At 66.3% G+C, this 17640-nt stretch carries 23 protein-coding genes; 15 read left to right on the plus strand and 8 right to left on the minus strand.

Annotated elements, in window-relative coordinates; translation table 11 throughout:
- Positions 1 to 40 precede the first annotated feature (40 nt).
- Positions 41 to 1063 carry a serine aminopeptidase domain-containing protein gene (locus tag CFK41_RS05065; RefSeq protein WP_227873214.1) on the minus strand — a complete coding sequence of 341 codons (1023 nt, stop codon included), beginning with the start codon at positions 1061 to 1063 and terminating at the stop codon, positions 41 to 43.
- A 29-nt stretch (positions 1064 to 1092) separates the two neighbouring features.
- Between CFK41_RS05065 and CFK41_RS05070 the strand changes: the two genes are divergently transcribed.
- From CFK41_RS05070 to CFK41_RS05090, 5 genes are all read left to right on the plus strand, one after another.
- Positions 1093 to 1680 carry a GNAT family N-acetyltransferase gene (locus CFK41_RS05070; protein WP_096798689.1) on the plus strand — a complete coding sequence of 196 codons (588 nt, stop codon included), beginning with the start codon at positions 1093 to 1095 and terminating at the stop codon, positions 1678 to 1680.
- A complete protein-coding gene (locus tag CFK41_RS05075) occupies positions 1680 to 2492 on the plus strand; it encodes a PaaX family transcriptional regulator (RefSeq protein WP_096798690.1) in 813 nt (270 codons plus the stop codon). The genes CFK41_RS05070 and CFK41_RS05075 overlap by 1 nt, the downstream gene beginning before the upstream one ends.
- Positions 2493 to 2878: 386 nt before the next feature.
- On the plus strand, positions 2879 to 3160 hold the full coding sequence (locus tag CFK41_RS05080; RefSeq protein ID WP_096798691.1) for a type II toxin-antitoxin system RelE/ParE family toxin: 282 nt from the start codon (positions 2879 to 2881) through the stop codon (positions 3158 to 3160).
- Positions 3147 to 3449 (plus strand): HigA family addiction module antitoxin, encoded by a 303-nt coding sequence (locus CFK41_RS05085; protein ID WP_096798692.1) that lies wholly within the window; start codon positions 3147 to 3149, stop codon positions 3447 to 3449. The genes CFK41_RS05080 and CFK41_RS05085 overlap by 14 nt, the downstream gene beginning before the upstream one ends.
- Entirely contained in the window at positions 3446 to 3940 is a 495-nt protein-coding gene (locus CFK41_RS05090) for a nucleotidyltransferase domain-containing protein (RefSeq protein WP_096798693.1), read from the plus strand. Before CFK41_RS05085 ends, CFK41_RS05090 begins: the two co-directional genes overlap by 4 nt.
- A gap of 298 nt (positions 3941 to 4238) precedes the next feature.
- Here the strand turns inward: CFK41_RS05090 and CFK41_RS05095 are convergent, their stop codons facing one another.
- The gene (locus CFK41_RS05095) at positions 4239 to 4928 is read right to left on the minus strand and encodes a TetR/AcrR family transcriptional regulator (RefSeq protein WP_096798694.1); all 690 of its coding nucleotides are present in this window, start codon (positions 4926 to 4928) and stop codon (positions 4239 to 4241) included.
- 63 nt (positions 4929 to 4991) lie between these two features.
- On the opposite strand from CFK41_RS05095, the gene CFK41_RS05100 reads away from it, so the two are divergent.
- The 7 genes from CFK41_RS05100 to CFK41_RS05135 all read left to right on the plus strand — a co-directional run bounded on the left by CFK41_RS05100 (position 4992) and on the right by CFK41_RS05135 (position 10051).
- Entirely contained in the window at positions 4992 to 5747 is a 756-nt protein-coding gene (locus CFK41_RS05100; protein ID WP_076808296.1) for an SDR family oxidoreductase, read from the plus strand.
- Between the two features lie 29 nt (positions 5748 to 5776).
- Entirely contained in the window at positions 5777 to 6106 is a 330-nt protein-coding gene (locus tag CFK41_RS05105; protein WP_076808295.1) for a nuclear transport factor 2 family protein, read from the plus strand.
- A 102-nt stretch (positions 6107 to 6208) separates the two neighbouring features.
- Positions 6209 to 7375 carry a low temperature requirement protein A gene (locus CFK41_RS05110; RefSeq protein ID WP_076808293.1) on the plus strand — a complete coding sequence of 389 codons (1167 nt, stop codon included), beginning with the start codon at positions 6209 to 6211 and terminating at the stop codon, positions 7373 to 7375.
- 578 nt (positions 7376 to 7953) lie between these two features.
- Positions 7954 to 8277: a HigA family addiction module antitoxin gene (locus CFK41_RS05120; protein ID WP_096798695.1), complete on the plus strand. Its 324-nt coding sequence runs from the start codon at positions 7954 to 7956 to the stop codon at positions 8275 to 8277.
- Positions 8274 to 8795, plus strand: a complete 522-nt coding sequence (locus tag CFK41_RS05125; protein ID WP_096798696.1) for an AAA family ATPase — start codon at positions 8274 to 8276, stop codon at positions 8793 to 8795. Before CFK41_RS05120 ends, CFK41_RS05125 begins: the two co-directional genes overlap by 4 nt.
- A 234-nt stretch (positions 8796 to 9029) precedes the next feature.
- Positions 9030 to 9416, plus strand: coding sequence for a VOC family protein (locus CFK41_RS05130; protein WP_096798697.1), 387 nt, complete (start codon positions 9030 to 9032; stop codon positions 9414 to 9416).
- A 203-nt stretch (positions 9417 to 9619) separates the two neighbouring features.
- On the plus strand, positions 9620 to 10051 hold the full coding sequence (locus CFK41_RS05135; RefSeq protein ID WP_096798698.1) for a MepB family protein: 432 nt from the start codon (positions 9620 to 9622) through the stop codon (positions 10049 to 10051).
- Between the two features lie 254 nt (positions 10052 to 10305).
- Here the strand turns inward: CFK41_RS05135 and CFK41_RS05140 are convergent, their stop codons facing one another.
- The 3 genes from CFK41_RS05140 to CFK41_RS05150 form a co-directional block, all read right to left on the minus strand.
- Positions 10306 to 10635, minus strand: coding sequence for a carboxymuconolactone decarboxylase family protein (locus CFK41_RS05140; RefSeq protein ID WP_096798699.1), 330 nt, complete (start codon positions 10633 to 10635; stop codon positions 10306 to 10308).
- 149 nt (positions 10636 to 10784) lie between these two features.
- Positions 10785 to 12212: an MFS transporter gene (locus CFK41_RS05145; protein WP_227873216.1), complete on the minus strand. Its 1428-nt coding sequence runs from the start codon at positions 12210 to 12212 to the stop codon at positions 10785 to 10787.
- 397 nt (positions 12213 to 12609) lie between these two features.
- Positions 12610 to 13011 (minus strand): MerR family transcriptional regulator, encoded by a 402-nt coding sequence (locus CFK41_RS05150; RefSeq protein ID WP_096798700.1) that lies wholly within the window; start codon positions 13009 to 13011, stop codon positions 12610 to 12612.
- Between the two features lie 97 nt (positions 13012 to 13108).
- On the opposite strand from CFK41_RS05150, the gene CFK41_RS05155 reads away from it, so the two are divergent.
- The 3 genes from CFK41_RS05155 (at position 13109) to CFK41_RS05170 (ending at position 15940) form a co-directional block, all read left to right on the plus strand.
- On the plus strand, positions 13109 to 14434 hold the full coding sequence (locus CFK41_RS05155; RefSeq protein ID WP_096798701.1) for an NtaA/DmoA family FMN-dependent monooxygenase: 1326 nt from the start codon (positions 13109 to 13111) through the stop codon (positions 14432 to 14434).
- A complete protein-coding gene (locus CFK41_RS05160; RefSeq protein WP_151904680.1) occupies positions 14422 to 14922 on the plus strand; it encodes a flavin reductase family protein in 501 nt (166 codons plus the stop codon). Before CFK41_RS05155 ends, CFK41_RS05160 begins: the two co-directional genes overlap by 13 nt.
- A gap of 445 nt (positions 14923 to 15367) precedes the next feature.
- Positions 15368 to 15940, plus strand: coding sequence for a GNAT family N-acetyltransferase (locus tag CFK41_RS05170; RefSeq protein ID WP_096798703.1), 573 nt, complete (start codon positions 15368 to 15370; stop codon positions 15938 to 15940).
- Between the two features lie 107 nt (positions 15941 to 16047).
- Here the strand turns inward: CFK41_RS05170 and CFK41_RS17905 are convergent, their stop codons facing one another.
- From CFK41_RS17905 to CFK41_RS05180, 3 genes are all read right to left on the minus strand, one after another.
- Complete coding sequence (locus tag CFK41_RS17905; protein ID WP_169928790.1) at positions 16048 to 16185, minus strand: hypothetical protein; 138 nt, start codon at positions 16183 to 16185, stop codon at positions 16048 to 16050.
- A gap of 147 nt (positions 16186 to 16332) precedes the next feature.
- On the minus strand, positions 16333 to 17100 hold the full coding sequence (locus CFK41_RS05175) for an SCO1664 family protein (RefSeq protein WP_096798704.1): 768 nt from the start codon (positions 17098 to 17100) through the stop codon (positions 16333 to 16335).
- A complete protein-coding gene (locus tag CFK41_RS05180) occupies positions 17100 to 17636 on the minus strand; it encodes a DUF3090 domain-containing protein (protein WP_096800945.1) in 537 nt (178 codons plus the stop codon). Before CFK41_RS05180 ends, CFK41_RS05175 begins: the two co-directional genes overlap by 1 nt.
- Positions 17637 to 17640: the final 4 nt, after the last annotated feature.

Here is a 17640-nt window from a genome sequence, read left to right on the forward strand (position 1 = left end):
CGTCTTGGCTGCGTCGGCCCCTGCATCCTCACACCCTGTCTTACCCGATCGTGGAGAGGAAGCTGCTGTAGTCGTCGATGGCTCTGGGAGCGAAGATCGCTCGTGGCCAGAAGATCGCGGCGGCCAGTCCGATCGCGTCATTGTCTTCCATCGCGGTGCGGGCGAGTGAGTGTGCACCGTCAAGTCGCGAGACTGTCAGGTGCGGGCCGAAGGTTGATCTGTAGACATCTTCGGTCTCGGCTACGTCGACGTTCCTGTCGTGCAATCCCACCATCAGGTGCACGGGGATCTCTCGGGTGCCTGCGGCGACAAGATCGGACTCTGCGTCCGCGCCGAAGTTCCGCATGACGAAGCGCCAGCGGTCTTTGCTCATCGGGTCGGCGGTGTCCGTCGTTGCTAAGTAGTCCTCGTAGGATGCTCGCTGTTCGAGGAGCTTGCGCGTGTGGTCGCTTTCCTCTACCGCGCGTTCGCGCTCTTGCGTGCTTGCTTTGTCATGGTCGAGTTCGGCAAGGAGATTGAAGCGGCCCTGCCGTAGCCAGTTGATCGCCGGGCTGACGGCAACTACTCCATCGACATCCGCGCGGGCGGCGACGACTTTGGGGAGCACCCACCCGGCCTGGCTGGCACCCCACAGAACGATTGTGTCGGTAGGGACATCATCGCGGGCCTGGGCCCAGTCGAGCACTGCCTCGACCTCAGTGGCCCGGTCGCTCATTGACTGCGACAGCCAGTCCCCATCTGATCCTCCAACGCCTGGCTTGCTCCACGAGATGGTCGCGAAGCCGGCATCGGCTGCGCCTTCGAACCAGGCGTCGTAGAGGCCATCCTGTGTGGCTTCGGCGGCGGCGTCCCCGTGAACCATCAGAACGACACCTCTGGCAGTTCCGTCGTCGGGGAGCGTCATCACGCCGTCGAGGTTGCCTTCCGGCCCGGGAATGGAGACCCGGCGCTCTGAGAAGCGGAAGTCGTTGCCCACGAGGGCGACCCCGGTCAGGGCAACGAGTGCCGTCACGAGCGCAACTGCAGCGACGCGCAAGGATCGAGTATGTATCGGAATGATCACGAGCGTATAATATCTGATAGATTAAGCGCATGCATGAGGTGATCATCAGCAGAGGGATCGGTGACAGCGAGCGATCGCGTGTCGCGGAGCTGTACTGGGAGGCATTCGCTCGGAAGCTGCGTCCCGGCTTCCGCGATGATCAGACCGGCGTCCAGGCAGTGAAGGCCGGGTTGCAGTCGGAGAATGTGCTCGTCGCTCGTCGGCAGGGGGCGCTGCTCGGCGTCTGTGGCTTTTACGGCGCGAAGTCTGGGGCAGTCGACTTGAAGTGGTCGAGTCTGCGTCGCGCGCTGACCATTTCAGCTGCCGCGCGTGCAAGCACCGTTCTTGCAGTGCTGTCGAGGTCCACTTGCTCGGACGCCCTCGTGCTGGATGGCATCTGCGTCGACCGAGCCGCGCGGGGCCTCGGCATCGGCACCGCATTACTCAACGCGGCGAGCAGCTATGCGCGAAGTATAGACGTGCGGAGAGTGCGCCTGTCCGTCGTGGACAGCAACCCTCGTGCACGGGCACTCTATGAACGTCAAGGGTTCAGGCCCGTCGGCGGAGGGGCGCTCGGATTCCTTTCGGTTGTGTACGGCTTCGATGGGTACACGACGATGGAACTGAAGGTTGTGTGATGGACATGCAGATCACCCCCCGGACTCTCGTCGAAGCTTTCCTGCCCTTCGAGGGCGAGGTGTCGTTGGCCGAGGTGTACGCCGTGGCCAATCTTGCAGGTCTCGAGGACCAGCCTGTACGTTTGGCGATCCGTCGCCTCGTCGCTGCAGGCGGTGTAGTGCAGCATGGCAGGGGACGGGCAGGGAGCCTGACTCTCACTGGCACTGGCCTCCGGCGTCTGCAGCGAGACCGGCAGAGCCTCGCACTTGCCTTCGCCCAGGATGCTGGCGAAGTGAGGTGGGACGGGAGCTGGCTCCTGATAGCTGTCAGCGCGCCCGAGGCAGATCGCCACGTCCGCGACAGTCTGCGCCGAGAACTCCTGAAGCTGGGAGCAGCCACAATCTCGACAGGCCTTTACGCCAGCCCGCACGACCTCCGCGATATGTTGTCCGCGGATTCCATGCGGTACGTCGCGACCGCCACCACGGCTGATCTCTCGGTGCGGGGCGTGAACGACCCACTCGTGATCGCAGAGATGCTCTGGCCTAAGGCCTCCATCATCGAGCCCTATCAGGGCATCCAAGACGCCATCGCCCAAGAAGCCGATACCTCCTCACTGCCGAAAGAGGTCCGACTGCTCATACTTGCTGAAGCGCTTGAACGTGCGATGAGAGACGACCCTCTGGTCCCTCCTGAACTGAGAAGCTGCACGTGGCCGCCAACCAAGGTTCGTGAGGAGTGGGCACACCGCTGGGAAGAGCTCAGCACTGACGGCGGAACAACGATCTACTCGGGTTGGTGGCCACCTGCACAGGCCTCCGCGCTTCTATAGGGGTGTCAGGAACGGCTTGGTGGCAGTTTCGGCTTAGGCCGCGATGGCGAGCCTCGCGTGGACGAGTCGGGCCGACCGATCCTCACGTACCCGATCAACACGTTGCTGGGGGCGTGGCCGGGAGGTGAAGTGGACCTCCGTGGACACGCATGTTGGTCGTCAACTGCAGTTGGCTTCACGTGCCGGAACTTGGTGGAGCTCGGGTCTCCAAACCGACATCTCGCGGCGGGAAGGTCGAGCCCAAGGTAGCGCTGTCCTTCGGCTCGCTCGTTGGTCTGTTCAGCCAGTTGCGCCGTTCACGCGCAGACTGCCCTACGTGTGGGCATGTGGTGGAGTTCCGGTTTAACGTCTAGCGTTATTGACGCCGGTCGTTATGTCCTGGTCTCGTGATCAGATCGTTCGGGAGCAAGGACACCGAACGATTGTGGCGTCGTGAGCGAGTGCGCTCGATCGATCATCGGATCCATCGGGTCGCACTGCGCAAGCTTCGTCAGGTGGGATCGGCGGAGTCCATCGAGGATCTTCGGGTCCCGCCGGGCAACCGGCTCGAAGCGCTGAAGGGCGACCGCGCCGGGCAGCACAGCATCAGGATCAACGACGAGTGGCGGATCTGGTTCGTGCGGACCGACGCAGGACCGGAGGAGGTGGAGATCGTTGACTACCACTGAGAAGATTGCCCCGATCCACCCTGGGGAGGTCCTCATGGAGGACTTCATCGAGGGCTTCGGGATCACGCAGAACAAGCTCGCCGTGTCGATCGGCGTCCCGCCTCGGCGGATCAACGAGATCGTGCATGGCAAGCGGGGGATCACGGCGGACACCGCGCTCCGGCTCGGCAAGCTCTTCGGCACCACCGCACAGTTCTGGCTGAACCTGCAGACGCTCTACGACCTCGACCTCGCAGAGGATCGCGTGGCTGAGCAGATCGACGCCATCGTGCCGCTGCAATCCGCATGACCTTCAGCGGGATGGACGCCGCTGAGGTAGTACGAGTCGTTGCCTGGCTCGAGGAGCGATCAGTCGTCTACCAGGTCAACGGCGGATGGGCCGTTGACGCTCTGCACGGTTCCCAGACCAGATCGCATGGTGATCTGGATGTGTTCGTCGACTCGACGACGGTCGACGCCCTCATGGAATGGTTGCTCGGTCGCGGATACAGCATCGTGGAGGACTGGCGTCCGATCCGAGTTGAGCTGCGCGCCGGCGACAGGGCGGTCGACATCCATCCGATGGACGTGGACTGTGTCGGCGACGGGGTCCAGCAGGGCTTCGGTGAAGACTCGTTCGTCCACCGAGCGCGCGAGCGCGCGGTCGGAGTGATCGGAGATCGCTCGGTAGTTGTCGCGTGCGCCGCGCGACTCATGGCGCTGAGGCTCGGTTACGACCTCCGGCCGGAGGACCGCCACGATCTCGACGTGCTTGGGAGGTTGGTCGCCGACCACTCTTGAGGCCCGTGGCGGGCAGTTGACGCAGATGGTTGTCCGTGCCGGAACTCAGTGGAGTTCCGCTTCTCAAACTAACGTCTGGTGAGGTCTGACGGGCAACGGCTGCACATCGCCACATTCCACGTCCCCGTCGATCGGGACGTCGAGCCGTCCGAGCGCATCTACGACGGCCTAGTGTTGAGTTAGGCACTCTGTACGCGCGGCGCGAATCCTGCCCGCTGGCACGGCGTTGGTTTGATCGAAGAAGGTCTCTTGTCTACCTCCTGAACCGCTGTGCCTCTCCGAAGCTCGTGGCACTCGCCTACTGCAGCTTCTCAACCCTGCTCAACCGGCCGAGCCATTCGATGAGGAGCTGGGTCTCCGCCCTGCCGAGGACATCCGGTTGTGCTGCAGCGAGCTCGATGGCAGTGGTGAGCGAGTCGTTGTCTCGTGTTCCCTTGCCGGTGATCGCCGAGATAGCGCCTTCACGGACAGTTTGAGACAGGGCAGGATCCGGCGCTGCCAGGATGATCTGGCGCAGGGTGACGCCGATGTTGGTCACTAGGATGTGCGCGGCAGCCTGCTCAGAGGGCACCAGAAGCCTGCCCTGTTCGGCGGCCCGCGCCGTGAGCGCGCGCAGGATCTCGCTGGGACGGGACTGCGCCTCGGGGGAGTGCCCAGGGCGGACCTTCCCGTACATCAGAGTGTAGAACCCGGGGTTGGCCAGACCGAAGGCGACGTGGGCATCCCAGCCGGCACGGATGTCCTGGATGGGATCGCCCGAGGACTCCATCGACGACTTCTCGTTCAGGTAGAGGTCGAACCCGTGCTCGATGACAGCGTCGATCAGCCCTTGCTTGGAGCCGAAGAAGTGGTAGAGCGTCGGCATCTTCACCCCGACTGCGTCGCACACCGCGCGCAGGGAGAACTCCTCGCCGGGGGCGGCGGCGATGAGGTCGGCGGCTGCCGCTATCAGTCGCTCCCGTGTATCGCTTGTCGGTGCTCCTGTCATAGTGCTACGTTAGCGTATGTAGCAGAGTAATACTGTTGCATATCAACGATATGGAGGGCTGTCATGGCCGATCACACGCTCAACGGCAAGAACGTCCTGATCGCGGGCGGCGCGAAGAACCTCGGCGGGCTGGTCGCTCGTCAAGCAGCCGAGGCCGGCGCGAACGTCGCGATCCACTACAACTCCGACTCCAGTCGCGCGGACGCGGAGCAGACGCTGGCCGCCGTCGAAGCGGCTGGAGGCAAGGGCGCGGTGTTTCAGGGGGACCTCACGGTTCCGGCGAACGTGGCCGAACTGTTCGCCGACGCTGAGGCGGCTCTGGGGACGATCGATGTCGCGGTGAACACGGCGGGCAAGGTGCTGCGCAAGCCGATCGTGGAGACCACCGAGGACGAGTACGACTCGATGTTCGACATCAACTCCAAGGCCGCTTACTTCTTCATCCAGGAGGCCGGCAAGAACCTCGCCGACGGCGGCAAGATCATCACCATCGTCACCGCGCTGCTGGCCGCGTTCACCGACGGCTACTCCACCTACGCCGGAGGCAAGTCGCCGGTGGAGCACTTCACTCGCGCCGCGGCCAAGGAGTTCGCCGACCGAGGCATCTCCGTCACCGCGATCGCGCCCGGTCCGATGGACACGCCGTTCTTCTACGGCCAGGAGACCCCGGAGCGGGTCGAGTTCCACAAGTCGCAGGGTATGGGCGGTCAGCTCACGAAGATCGAGGACATCGCCCCGATCGTCCGCTTCCTCGCCTCCGAGGGCTGGTGGATCACCGGCCAGACGATCTTCGCCAACGGCGGATACACCACCCGCTGAGCTCGACCCTACGAAATAAGGAGCGCCCCATGGCAGCACCCACCATCCCCGAGCCCGTGGCCTCGTTCATCACCGCGGTCAACGACCACGACGAACAAGCCTTCCTCGACGCCTTCGCTCCTGACGGGACCGTCGACGACTGGGGCCGCGACTTCACTGGGCGCGAGCAGATCAAAACCTGGAGCGACAAGGAGTTCATCGGTTCGCGCGGCACCCTCGCGGTCGAGGAGGTCGACATCGCCGCTAGCACGATCACCGTCATCGGCGACTGGCGCTCCAACCACGCGAACGGCCGCTCGAAGTTCGTCTTCGACGTCGACGGCGACAAGCTCGCGAAGATGACGATCCGCGAAGGCTGAGAGCCGGCACGAGCGTCTCGAGCGGGCGTCCAGCCAGTTGGACGCCCGCTCGTCGCTGTCGTCTTCGAGGCCCCCGCACCACACATACGAGGTTCACCAACCATGACTACCGTCCCGCTCGCCCGCATCGGGCACCGTCGATCCGAGGTCGGCCCCGTCGAGCTCTTCTTCGACCTGGTCTACGTCTTCGCCATCATCCAACTCTCGCACCTGCTCATCGAGCACCTCTCCTGGGAGGGCGCTGCCCAGACCATCGTGGTGTTCGCCGCGGTGTGGTGGGGCTGGAACTACACCGCCTGGGCGATGAACTGGCTGGATCCGAGCCGCACCCCAGTGCAGCTGCTCTCCGGGGTGCTCATGCTCGCCGCACTGGGCATGTCGATCGCTATACCCAGCGCCTTCGGCGACGGAGCCTGGCTCTTCGTCGGGTGCTACCTGTTCATGGGCCTCCTCCGTCCTATGTTCATGATGATCACCTACCGCGGCCACCAGCTCGCAGCCAACTACCGCATGCTGCTGCTGTGGACCCTGCTGGCCGGCATGTTCTGGGTCCTCGGTGCGGCACTGCCCCTCGAGTGGCGGCTGGGTCTCTGGTTGATCGCGGTGCTCATCGACTACGCGGCCCCGCTCGCCCACTACCGGATCCCCGGTATCGGCGCAGCCCCCATGCACCAGTGGGACACCGACGCCGAGCACCTGGCCGAGCGCAACCGTCTCGTCTTCATCATCGCCCTGGGCGAGTCCATCCTGCTCATGGGCGGCAGCATCGTCTCCCACGGGCAGCTCACCCCCGGCCTCGCTCTGAGCTTGATCGTCGGCTTCGCGTCCCTGTTCGTGCTCTGGTGGAACTACTTCGCCCTCGCTGGCCCTGATACCCACGGCGGGGACTCGTCAACTGGGGCTCTCCGATCGGCCTACGCCTATGCGCATGCTTTTATGGTCTTGGGCGCGATCCTCGTCGCCGTCTCCATCGAGCTGCGGCTCTCCCACGACCACCTCACGCCCGCAATCGTTCTCGTGACGGCCGCAGGTCCGCTCGTATACCTGGCAGGAAACCTGCTGTTCCTCCGGTCCCGATTCGGACGCCTCGCACGGTCACGATTCATCGCAGCAGCCGTGCTGGTGGGGATCATGATCGCCGCGATGCTGCTGATCGATCACCTGCCGGTGATTGCGTTGAGCGTCGCTGTACTCTCCGTGACGGCTATTCTCGCCGCCCACACCGCGTACACGACATCGAAACAGTCGGCGCTCGATAACCGGCGATGACCTGGCAACCTCTATCTGAGATCCTTCTGCGCCCGATCGCGGTGCTCAGGAGCGAGCGACGCGCTTTGCTTTTCAACTGCGATCCTCGGTCATAGCTGGCCGACCGCATCGCGGTGAGAATGCTCCTTTGCGTCGCCGGTGGCTATGCGCACCTGGTCTCGGCCGTGCACTGTACGAACGGATCAGAGCAACGCTCTGACCCGCGGGATGATTAGCGCTGGCAACTTGACTACTCATCGTCAGAGGTTGGCTTGTAGCGGAACTCGGTGGAGTTCCGCTTCAACGTCTAGCGTTGATGGCGGGGTCCGTTGTGCACTGGTCTAGTGAGCAGATCGTCCGGCAGCAAGGACACCGAGCGCGTCTGGCATGAGCAGTACGTCAAGCGCATCGACCGGACGGTGCAGCGGGCGACCCTGCGGAAGCTCGAACTGATCCATGCGGCGATTGATGTCAATGCCCTCCGGGTCCCACCGGGGCCCAGTTGGAACGACTGCTCGGGGACCGCGGTGGACAGCGCAGCATCCGCGTCAACGCGCAGTGGCGTCTCTGCTTCGTCTGGAGACAGGGAGGTGCGGACGATGTCGAACTCGTCGACTACCACTGAGAGCGATCTGAGCGAGCCGATCCATCATCCGGGGGAGATCCTGACGGAGGATGTCATCGAGGGCTTCGGGATCACGCAGAACGAGCTCGCGGTGTCCATCGGTCTGCCGCCGCGCCGGATCAACGAGATCGTGCACGGCCAACGGGGGATCACCGCTGATACGGCGATCCGTCTGGCACGGTACTTCGGGACCTCCGAAGAGTTCTGGATGAACTTGCAGTCGAACTACGAGCTGCGGCTCGAGCGTCGCGCTCTGCGCGAGAAGGTCGCCGCGATCACGCCGTTGCATGTCGCATGACCGGGCACCTCATCATGATCTCCGGTCTTCCCGGCGTCGGAAAGACAAGCGTTGCTGAGATCGCCGCCGCGCGCACAGGCTCGGTGCATCTGTCCATCGATGCCGTCGAGGAGTGGATTCTCGCCTGCGGTCTGACGCGCGGATGGCAAGTCGGCGTCGCCGCGTACGAAGCGGCTCGCGCTATGGCGGAACTGAACCTTCGCCTCGGTCGCAGCGTCATCATCGATGCGGTGAACGACAGCGAGGACGCCAGGGAGACCTGGCGGGCTGCGGCCGCGCGCACCAGTTCTCGAATCGACTTCGTGCATCTGGTGGTCGCTGATGCGCAAGAGCATGAACGGAGGCTCAGCGGCAGGGATCGCGGTCTCGCCTACGTCGGCGAACCGACCTGGACGGATGTGCAGCGCCGTCGAGCCGACTATGCCGCGTGGTCCGATGAGGTCGTGGAACTCGACACGACAGCTCGGACTGCGGATGAGGTTGCAGGCGCACTTGCCGCGCGCCTCAGCGCGAGATGAGGCCGCGTCGTCGCTGATGGTTCTTCGTGCCGGAACTCGGTCGAGTTCAGGATCGATGCACAAACCGCTTGGTCAGAGCTGATCTCCAGCAGTCGATTGGCGCGAGGGCGGATCGATCTTGTGCAGTCACATCAGTGGCGGGCGATGCGTGCCGCGTGGATGCTTGTGTGGGGGAGCGACCGGGTGGCCACGCTGCTAGATTTATCTTGACAGCAAGATGAATTGGAGGCGCAGATGAAGCTGCATCACGTTCAGGTTGCCATCCCTCGCGGGGAGGAGGACGAGTCTCGTCGTTTCTATGGCGAGGCGCTCGGATTGCACGAAGTGGCCAAGCCGCCGTCGCTGGCCGGACGTGGCGGATGCTGGTTCCGCGCCTTCGACGGTGATGTGATCACCGCTGAGATTCATCTCGGCGTGGACGACCCGTTCCTTCCTGCCAAGAAGGCTCATCCCGGTCTTCTTCTCGATTCCCGTCATGAGTTAGAGGCGACGGCAGAGCGCATCGCCGATGCGGGATACGAGCTCTCCTGGGCTGAGCGCGACACCTTCGAGGGCTATGTCCGCTTCCATGCGCGCGACGGCTTCGGGAACCGCGTCGAAGTGATGACGCTCGCGGTGTGACGTGAGAGCTCCTCGGGCTTCCGTCTTCAGAGGTTGCTCTATGCCGGGACTCGGTCGAGTTCCGCCTCGACGCGTGATCGCCTCTGCTCCGGGTGCATGCCCGCGTCGCGCGGTGCCCGGCCGGCATCGCGTGGCGGCTTGTGTGAAGGGTTGATGGGAAGGTGGCGGTAGGGCGGCGCCATCTCCAGCGGTAGCGTTGTCTCGTGAACTTTCCTGCCTTCGAGACATACGCCGCCGAGATGGGGCTCGCCATCCCGATCGCGCCGGAGGAACAGAACAGCGACTACGAGTCGGGAATCGTGGAGATCGACCGCGACACATGGCATATCCGTACCGCACGGAACACACCCACCAAACCGGGTGCATTCGTCGCCTTCTGGAGGCGAGGCGCCGATGGAGTGACGACCCCGTTCAGTGACGCTGAACCTGCCGCGGGATTGCTGGTCTTCGTGGAGCAGCTGGGCAGACGCGGCGTCTTCCGGTTCACCGCTGCGGATCTCGCCCGGCTGGGCATCACGTCGGGGGCGCGGCCCGGCAAACGTGGCTTCCGGGTGTATCCGAGTTGGTGTGTGGATCTGAACGCCGGTGCGACGGCCGCGCAACGTGCTCAGTCGTCGTCTTTCCTCACGTACTGAGCCGATCGCTGACCGCCGCTCTGCGACCGCCTGGGTGCCGTCCAGGGATGGGTATGCCCTGGAACTCGGTGGAGTGGAGTGTCGATCTGCAGTCCTTCGAGGATCCGGTTGCTCCACGGGATGTGGTTCTGCTGCCCCGAATGGCACCGCCTTGCGGAAACGCCACGTGACAGGACGGCCGGGGGTCGTCGACCTTGACGCGAATGGACCGAGATCGCTCGAGCAGTCTTTCGGCTGTGCGGGGCAGGAACCGACTACTCGTCCGCGGTGATGCTCTTCATCGCCTTCCATCCGTGGGTGACGCCTGCGCCGGCCCGCAGGGCGGCCGCGACCATCACGGCCTCGGCGACATCTGCCTTGGATGCCCCCGCCCTGACGGCACGCTTGGCGTGGTCCTCGATGCAGAAGGGGCATTGCGTGGTCACGGCGACGCCGACTGCGATGAGTTCTCGGGTTGCCAGGTCGAGGTTCCCGGTGTCCTTCGTGAACACGGCCTTGTCGAATCCGAAGAAGGCCGAGACCATCTCCGGAGCGCCGTCCTTGATGTCGGCCATGTACTTCGCGTCGTCGTTGTGGGAGTGCATCGTCTGATCCTTTTCCAGTCGTCGATCCTGCCTCGGTGCCCGAGGCTGTGAACGGGGCGGTGCTTCCGTGGTGAGCGGTCGGTGGGGCGCGGGCGGACTGCGGCCCTCGTTCGGGCGTCGAGGTTGCTGCTGCTGCTCGTCCTCGTCACTCATCGGCGGCGCGGTCCCCGGCGCGAAGGGCAGGCTCCGCAGTGTTCACCCGGCCGCCCAGCGTGAGCAGCGCCAGGACGGCTGAGCGAGCAGGATTCCTGTTCCCACGATGAGCGCCATGCTGTAGCCCTCGACGAGGGCCTGCGGCCCCTGCTGGCAGTCCCGGCAGTGACGGTCGCGGCGACGCCCGCCAGGACCGCAAGGCCCAGGGCGACGCCGATCTGCTGGGCGGAGTTGAGCAGCGCCGAAGCGATTCCCGCCTTGTCGGCGTCGACCCCGTACACGGCGGCCTGCGTCAGCGCCACGACCCCGAGCCCGAAGCCGAGCGCGATGACGAGCATCGCGGGGGCCATGCCGGTCCAGTAGTCCGTGTCCACGGTGATCCGCGAGAACCACAGCGACCCTCCGGCTGCGAGGAATGCGCCGAGCGCGGCGGCCCAGCGCGGCGTGAGCTTCAGCAGGAGTGTGGGCGCGATGCCCGCGCCGAGGACGATGCCGGCGGCGAAGGGCAGCCAGGACAGACCGGTGATCAGCGGGTTGAACCCGCGCACCTCCTGCAGGTAGAGGGTCACGACGTAGAAGGTGCCCATCGGGCCGATCGCCAGTCCCAGCATCGTCAGGTACGCACCGGTTCGGCTGCGGTCGGCGAACAGCGACAGTGGCACGAGAGGGCGCGAGCTGGAGCGCTGGGCGAGGACGAAGGCGACGAGGAGCACCGCGGCCAGCCCGACGAGGGTCCATGCGATCGGATCTGCGAAGCCGTCCTCGCCGAAGCGGGTGATCGAGTAGACCAGCGAGATCATGCCGCCGGTGCCGAGCACCGCGCCGATCATGCCCAGGCGGCCGGTGCGTCGCTCGGCGGCGACGAGCGTGCGGGTGCCCCAGAGCACGACGAGGCCGATGGGCACGTTGATGAAGAACACCCAGCGCCAGTCGAGCAGGTCGGTGAGCACACCGCCCAGCAGCAAGCCGATGACGATGCCGAGCCCGGACATCGCGCCGTAGAGCGAGAGCGCCCTGTCGCGCATGGAGCGCTCGGAGAAGGTCGTGGCGATGAGCGCCAGGGCGTTCGGCGCTGCCAGCGCTGCACCGAGTCCTTGGACGGCCCGGGCGATGATGAGCATCTCCACGTTGGCTCCGAGGCCGCCGACGAGCGAGGCCACGACGAAGAGGGAGATGCCGACCTGCAGGGTGCGCTTGCGCCCCCACAGATCGCCGATCCGGCCGCCGAGCAGGAGCAGTGCGCCGAAGGCGAGGATGTACGCGTTGACCACCCACGGCAGGTGCACTGGTTCGACACCCAGTTCGCTCTGAATGCTCGGCAGTGCGATGTTCACGATCGAGTCGTCGAGCACGAGCATCAGCTGTGCCGTCGCGATCACCAGCAGGGGCACGACCGCAGAACGCGGCTGCCTCGACTCTGTCATCCTCTTCTCCTTGTTCCTCAGGCGGCGTGGGCCGGCGGGGGTCGGGTGCATGGTCGTGCCCGACGGGGCGCCATGGCTCGGCATGAATACAACGGAACCTATACCCCCTATGGGTATATTGCCCAGTGCGCTGTCGCGGCCGATGCAGGGCTGTGCGTCATCCGGAGTCTGTGCGAGTCGCTCAGCTGTCGGGTTGAGCGTTCGGGGCGGCGGAGGCGATCAGACGGTTGTTCGTCATGCATCCGACGAGGGTGATGGTGCCGACCATCTGCCCGCGCAGCCATGCCTCGAGGTCATTGCCGGCGAAGACGCCGGAGGGCTGTTCGCTGATGCGTTCGGACGCCCACTCCTCGTGAGCGGACGCGTCGAGGTGGTTGTGCAGACGCTGCCAGGCGGCTTAGTGCGAGGTGGCCGTCGTCGACGTCGAGCGAGTGTCCGTCGAGGCGCTGTCCATCGCTCCGATGTAGCGAGTGAGGGCGTCGCGGTTGCGCTCCAGGAAGGTGATGCGCTCGATCATCTTGTCGCGCTGCTCGACGAGCGTGGCGCGCAGCTGGGGATCTGGATCGGCGACGACCGTGCCACTGGTGTCCGTCAGGCACGGCAGCATGTCGCCGATGATGCGGGTCGCGATCCCCGAATCGAGCAGTCCGCGGATCTGATGCACGCGCGCCACGAGGCGCTCGTCGTACTCGCGATACCCGTTGTCCAGCCGCCGGGGCGTGATGAGCCCCTGCTCCTCGTAGTACCGCAGCATGCGCGTAGGTACCCCGGTCCTGTGTGCCAGCTCGCCGATCCGCATCCGACTCTCCTTCACATTGATGTCAAGGATACCTGTGAGAGTTCCCTCGTGCTCGGAGTTGACATTCACATCACTGTCAAGGTTGGACGATGTGAGCATGACAGAACGCAAGATCATCCTCGGCATGGCGCTGACCGACGGCTATGGCACTCTCCCTGGGGCATGGCGCGCCCCGAACGTCGACCCCACCAACTACGCGAAGGTCGAAGCGAACATCCGCTATGCACAGGCGGCTGAACGCGGTGGCTTCTCATTCGTGTTCACGCCCGACTTCCCGGCTGTGCGCGGCGGGCTTGAGAGCGGCACCGTCAGCAACATCATGGATCCCCTCATGGAGGCGGCCGTGATCTCGCAGGCGACGAGAAACATCGGTTTCGTGCTGACGGGGTCCACGACCTTCCAGGAGCCGTTCAACACGGCCCGCCAGTTCAAGACGCTCGACATCATGAGCCACGGCCGCGCCGGATGGAACGCCGTCACGACCAGCGACCAGCTCGTCGCGGCGAACTACGGCAAGCCCGTCGCCGACCGCGCCGAACGCTATCAGCGCGCTCACGAGTCGATCCAGATCGTGCAGTCGCTCTGGGGCAGCTGGGAGAAGGACGCCTGGATCCACGACCAGGAGTCGGGCCGCTTCCTCGACACCTCGAAGCTGCAGCCCGTCAACCTCGGAGGCGAGCACGTCGCGTCGCGCGGTCCGCTCGCGCTGCCGCCGTCGGAGCAGGGCCAGCCCGTCGTCTTCACCTCGGGCGGGCCGAGCCCGCATCTGCTCGAGATCGCGGGACGCTACGCGAGTGGTTTCATCACCGAGGTGTGGACGATCGACGAGGCCCGTGCTTCGCGCGCGGCGCTGCGTAGGGCGGCGGAGGCCGCCGGTCGCAACCCCGACGACGTGAAGTTCATCGTCGGCATCTTGACCACCGTCACCCCGACGGTGCGCGAGGGGCTCGACCGGCGCATGTCGATGTCGGGAGAGGTCATCGAGGCGCGCCTGCCGCACCTCGGCGCCATGATCGGCGTGCCGATCCAGCCCCAGCACATCGACACCCCGCTCACGACCGAGCAGCTCGCGATCGCGCACGCCAATCCGCAGGATCCGCGCTCCGAGATCGCACTCGAGGTCGCGCGCGAGGGGTGGTCGCCGCGCGACATCCTCGCCCACGGCGTGATCGACTACCACCCCGTGACGGTGGGCCCCGGATCCGTGCACGCCGACCACATGCAGGAGTGGTTCGAGGCGGGCGCGGCCGACGGGTTCTGGATGTCGCCCGACGTCTACGAGGACGGCGTCGACGCGTTCGTCGACGAGGTCGTGCCGATCCTGCGCGAGCGCGGTCTCTACCCCGAGGAGTACGTCGGATCCACGCTGCGCGAGAACCTCGGGGTGCCCGAGCAGTACGGCCTGGGGGAGTGGATGAAGTGATCACGCCGGAACGGATGCGACAGTCGAGGGCGGGTTTCGCGACGGGCCTGTCGGTCGTCGCAGCCGAGGTCGACGGCGAGATCGTGGGCATGCCCGCGAACTCGCTCGTGTCGGTCTCGCTGGATCCGCCGCTCGTGTCGCTGTCGTTCGCACACACGTCGACGACGTGGCCCGTTCTGCGGCGTGCCGAGCGGTGGGGGATCAGTGTGCTCGGGGCGGAGCAGGAGCAGGTGCTGAGCGACCTGCGTCGCCCGACCGCCGAGCGCTTCGACGGGATCGATGCCGAGGTATCAGGGCAGGCCGCGTTCGTGCGCGGGTCCCTGGCGACGATCGAGGTCGAGCCCTTGACCGCCATCGAGGCCGGTGACCGTACGCTCATGCTTCTCGAGGTGCATGCGCTCGACCGTGACGAATCGCAGGAGCCGCTCGTGTTCTTCGACAGTCGCGTGCACAGGATCGCAGCGGACCCCACGTCACCGATGGGGTGAATGCCCGACAGGCGGGAGCGCACCGACGCCCGACGCCGACCGGAACGTCACCTGAGCAGGCCGCAGAGGGCGTTCCGAGTCGGTGCTCGGTGGAGTCCCGTCCCGCCGTCGGTTCGCAGACCGGGGGAGACTCGCGCCTGCCCCGATTCGTGCCGTTCACCTGGCTGCGGCGCTCGATCGCGAGCAGTGGCCCCACGAGCCGGCCTACGACCGCCACCTCTGCACGCTCTTCTCCGTCGGCGATGAGACCAGCCAGGTCGGGAGGTGCAGATGCCTGCGAGACCGGCCCATCCGATGGCGGGCAGGTGCTCGCCGACGATGGCCACAGTCAGGACGGCGGTGATCGCGGGTCCAGCGAGGGTGCGCGCCGTCGTGGCGCTCGACGCGACGGCGCGGCAGAGCTCCGACGGGAGCGCGCCCCGGGACCTGCTTGAATGCTCCCGTGATGGACATCCTCGACGCCGACCTTGACGACCCCGTGCTCCTGCGATTCCTGCAGGAGCACCTCGACGACCTCGCGCCGACCGCGCCGACGGAGAGTCGGCATGCCCTGGACGCCGAGGCTCTGCGTCGCAGCGGCGTGCGCATGTGGGTCGCCGCAGAGGAGGGGGCGGTGCTGGGCACGGTGGCGCTCGCCGAGGTCGGGGACGCTCATGAGGAGCTCAAGAGCATGCGCACCTCGCCCGACCACCGAGGGCGCGGCATCGCGGCGCGGATGCTGTCGCATGCCGTGGAGGATGCTCGCAGGCGAGGGGTCGAGCGGATCTCCCTGGAGACGGGGAGCGCGGACTTCTTCGCGGCGGCGCGCAGCCTGTACCGCAGGGCCGGCTTCCTCGAGTGCGAGCCCTTCGGGGCGTACGTGCACGACCCTCACAGCGTGTTCATGACGACGACGCTGCAGCTCCCGAACGGGGGCGGCGTGCCCGTCGACGGCGAGCGGGTCGAACCGCCCCGCAGTCTGCCCGAGTCGGTGGTCCCGACCGTCCGGCTGACCGGGGGTCTCGGCGAGGCGCACTGACCGCGCTCTCCTCGATGCTGCTCGGGCACGGAGCCGGAGGCCTCGCAGCGCCGACGCTCATGCCACGCTCGGCGAGCAGGACGTCCATCCTCACGGAGACGGCCATGTCAGATCACCTCGTCCAGCTCCTGGCGGAGGGTGGCCGCCCGTTCGAGGTGGTCCCGCATCACGGCGACGACGAACGCACCGGCGAGGAGCACGGCGGTGCCGGCCGTCGCCTCGATGCCGCCCAGGTTCTCGCCCACGAGCACGGACGGCGCGAGGACGCCGGCGAGGGCCGCGGCGATGCTGAGCCCGGCTGCGAGGAGGCTCGCGGTCGAGCGACGATGACGCGCGCGACGGCGTGCCCGCTCACCTCCGATGCCGCGGAGGAGATGTCCGCGAGGCTGATCTCAGAACAGCGGCCATGGCACCGCCGGCATCCCGCCGCGCGGCGCCGGGAACCGCGCCGTCGCACTCAGCTCGGCGCAGCGTGCGGCGAGCGCTGCGATCTCCTCGGCGCTGATCAGCTCCGCCAGGTGGCTCCCCAGCTCGCCGCCCAGTCCGTCCCCGACCCGCTCGACGCCCTCGAGCTCCTCGGGGGTCAGGGCCTCGCCCAGCCATCCCCACAGGATCGTCCGCAGCTTGTGCTCGCGGTGGAAGGTGAGCCCATGGTCGACGCCGTGCCGATGGCCCCCGCCCATGGCGAGGACATGGGCGCCCTTGCGGTCGGCGTTGTTGACGAGCACGTCGAACACCGCCATGCGGCGCAGCGCCGGCGAGTCCTCGTGCACGAGGGTGATGCTCTCCCCGTCACCGTCGTCTCCCTCGAGGACGCTGCGCCAGCCCGCCATCGGCAGGTGATCCGTCGGCACCAGGTCCACGGCGTGCTGGGCGGGATCCTGCTCCTGCCACAGCTGCACCATGCCCACGCCCATCGGACCCTCGCGCAGCCAGGTGCGCGGCACGATGCCCCAGCCGAGGGCTTGTGAGATCAGGTACGCGGCCACCTCTCGGCCGGCCAGGGTGCCGTCGGGGAAGTCCCAGAGCGGGGCCTCGCCCGCGACCGGCTTGTAGACGACCCGCGTGTCGCCGATCGTGCCCACGAACGTCGCATTGGACGCCGTCGTGAGGCGGCCGATGAGCGTCAGCTCCGCGGTCGCCAGGTCCGTCTCGGGCATCAGAGCTCGGGAAGGGTGCAGATGTGGCCCTCAGGGTCCATCGGCTCGCCGCAGAGCGTGCACAGGGGGCGTCCGGCCTCCACGATCTCCCGGGTGCGCCGGGTGAACGCGCGGGCGGTGCCCACCGGCATCCGCACCCGCAGCATCTCGGACTCCTCCGTGTCGATCTCGTCGAGCGCATCGTCCTCGGGGAGGGGATGCGCCTCGATGATCACCTGGGCGGTGGTGGGGTCCCAGCCGATGCCGAGGGCTCCGGCGCGGAACAGCTCCTGGACGGTGTCGAGCTCGTCGTTGTCCACGAGCTCGACGGGGGTGCCGGTGGGGACGCTGTAGCGGTTGCCCTCGACGGTCATGAGCTGGTCGAGGATCTCGTCGACCTTCTCCGCGAGCAGGGCCGCCTGCTCCTTCTCCATCGCGACGCTCTCGATCTGCGACCCGGCGCGGACCTGCAGGTAGAACGTCCGCGCCCCCGGGCGCCCGACGGTGCCGATGACGACCCGATCCGGCCAGACGAACTCGTGCACCTGTGCTGGCATGTCG

Origin of the sequence: Brachybacterium ginsengisoli, from assembly GCF_002407065.1 — a bacterium.
GTDB lineage: Bacteria > Actinomycetota > Actinomycetes > Actinomycetales > Dermabacteraceae > Brachybacterium > Brachybacterium ginsengisoli.

What these genes read in the sequence shown, in the direction of transcription:
- CFK41_RS05145 (WP_227873216.1), bottom strand. Translation starts at nt 12,212, where the DNA reads ATGACAGAGTCGAGGCAGCCGCGTTCTGCGGTCGTGCCCCTGCTGGTG.
- CFK41_RS05105 (WP_076808295.1), top strand. Translation starts at nt 5,777, where the DNA reads ATGGCAGCACCCACCATCCCCGAGCCCGTGGCCTCGTTCATCACCGCG.
- CFK41_RS05175 (WP_096798704.1), bottom strand. Translation starts at nt 17,100, where the DNA reads ATGCCCGAGACGGACCTGGCGACCGCGGAGCTGACGCTCATCGGCCGC.
- CFK41_RS05075 (WP_096798690.1), top strand. Translation starts at nt 1,680, where the DNA reads ATGGACATGCAGATCACCCCCCGGACTCTCGTCGAAGCTTTCCTGCCC.
- CFK41_RS05130 (WP_096798697.1), top strand. Translation starts at nt 9,030, where the DNA reads ATGAAGCTGCATCACGTTCAGGTTGCCATCCCTCGCGGGGAGGAGGAC.
- CFK41_RS05100 (WP_076808296.1), top strand. Translation starts at nt 4,992, where the DNA reads ATGGCCGATCACACGCTCAACGGCAAGAACGTCCTGATCGCGGGCGGC.
- CFK41_RS05095 (WP_096798694.1), bottom strand. Translation starts at nt 4,928, where the DNA reads ATGACAGGAGCACCGACAAGCGATACACGGGAGCGACTGATAGCGGCA.
- CFK41_RS05170 (WP_096798703.1), top strand. Translation starts at nt 15,368, where the DNA reads ATGGACATCCTCGACGCCGACCTTGACGACCCCGTGCTCCTGCGATTC.
- CFK41_RS05090 (WP_096798693.1), top strand. Translation starts at nt 3,446, where the DNA reads ATGACCTTCAGCGGGATGGACGCCGCTGAGGTAGTACGAGTCGTTGCC.
- CFK41_RS05120 (WP_096798695.1), top strand. Translation starts at nt 7,954, where the DNA reads ATGTCGAACTCGTCGACTACCACTGAGAGCGATCTGAGCGAGCCGATC.
- CFK41_RS05150 (WP_096798700.1), bottom strand. Translation starts at nt 13,011, where the DNA reads ATGCGGATCGGCGAGCTGGCACACAGGACCGGGGTACCTACGCGCATG.
- CFK41_RS05140 (WP_096798699.1), bottom strand. Translation starts at nt 10,635, where the DNA reads ATGCACTCCCACAACGACGACGCGAAGTACATGGCCGACATCAAGGAC.
- CFK41_RS05125 (WP_096798696.1), top strand. Translation starts at nt 8,274, where the DNA reads ATGACCGGGCACCTCATCATGATCTCCGGTCTTCCCGGCGTCGGAAAG.
- CFK41_RS05180 (WP_096800945.1), bottom strand. Translation starts at nt 17,636, where the DNA reads ATGCCAGCACAGGTGCACGAGTTCGTCTGGCCGGATCGGGTCGTCATC.
- CFK41_RS05110 (WP_076808293.1), top strand. Translation starts at nt 6,209, where the DNA reads ATGACTACCGTCCCGCTCGCCCGCATCGGGCACCGTCGATCCGAGGTC.
- CFK41_RS05070 (WP_096798689.1), top strand. Translation starts at nt 1,093, where the DNA reads ATGCATGAGGTGATCATCAGCAGAGGGATCGGTGACAGCGAGCGATCG.
- CFK41_RS05155 (WP_096798701.1), top strand. Translation starts at nt 13,109, where the DNA reads ATGACAGAACGCAAGATCATCCTCGGCATGGCGCTGACCGACGGCTAT.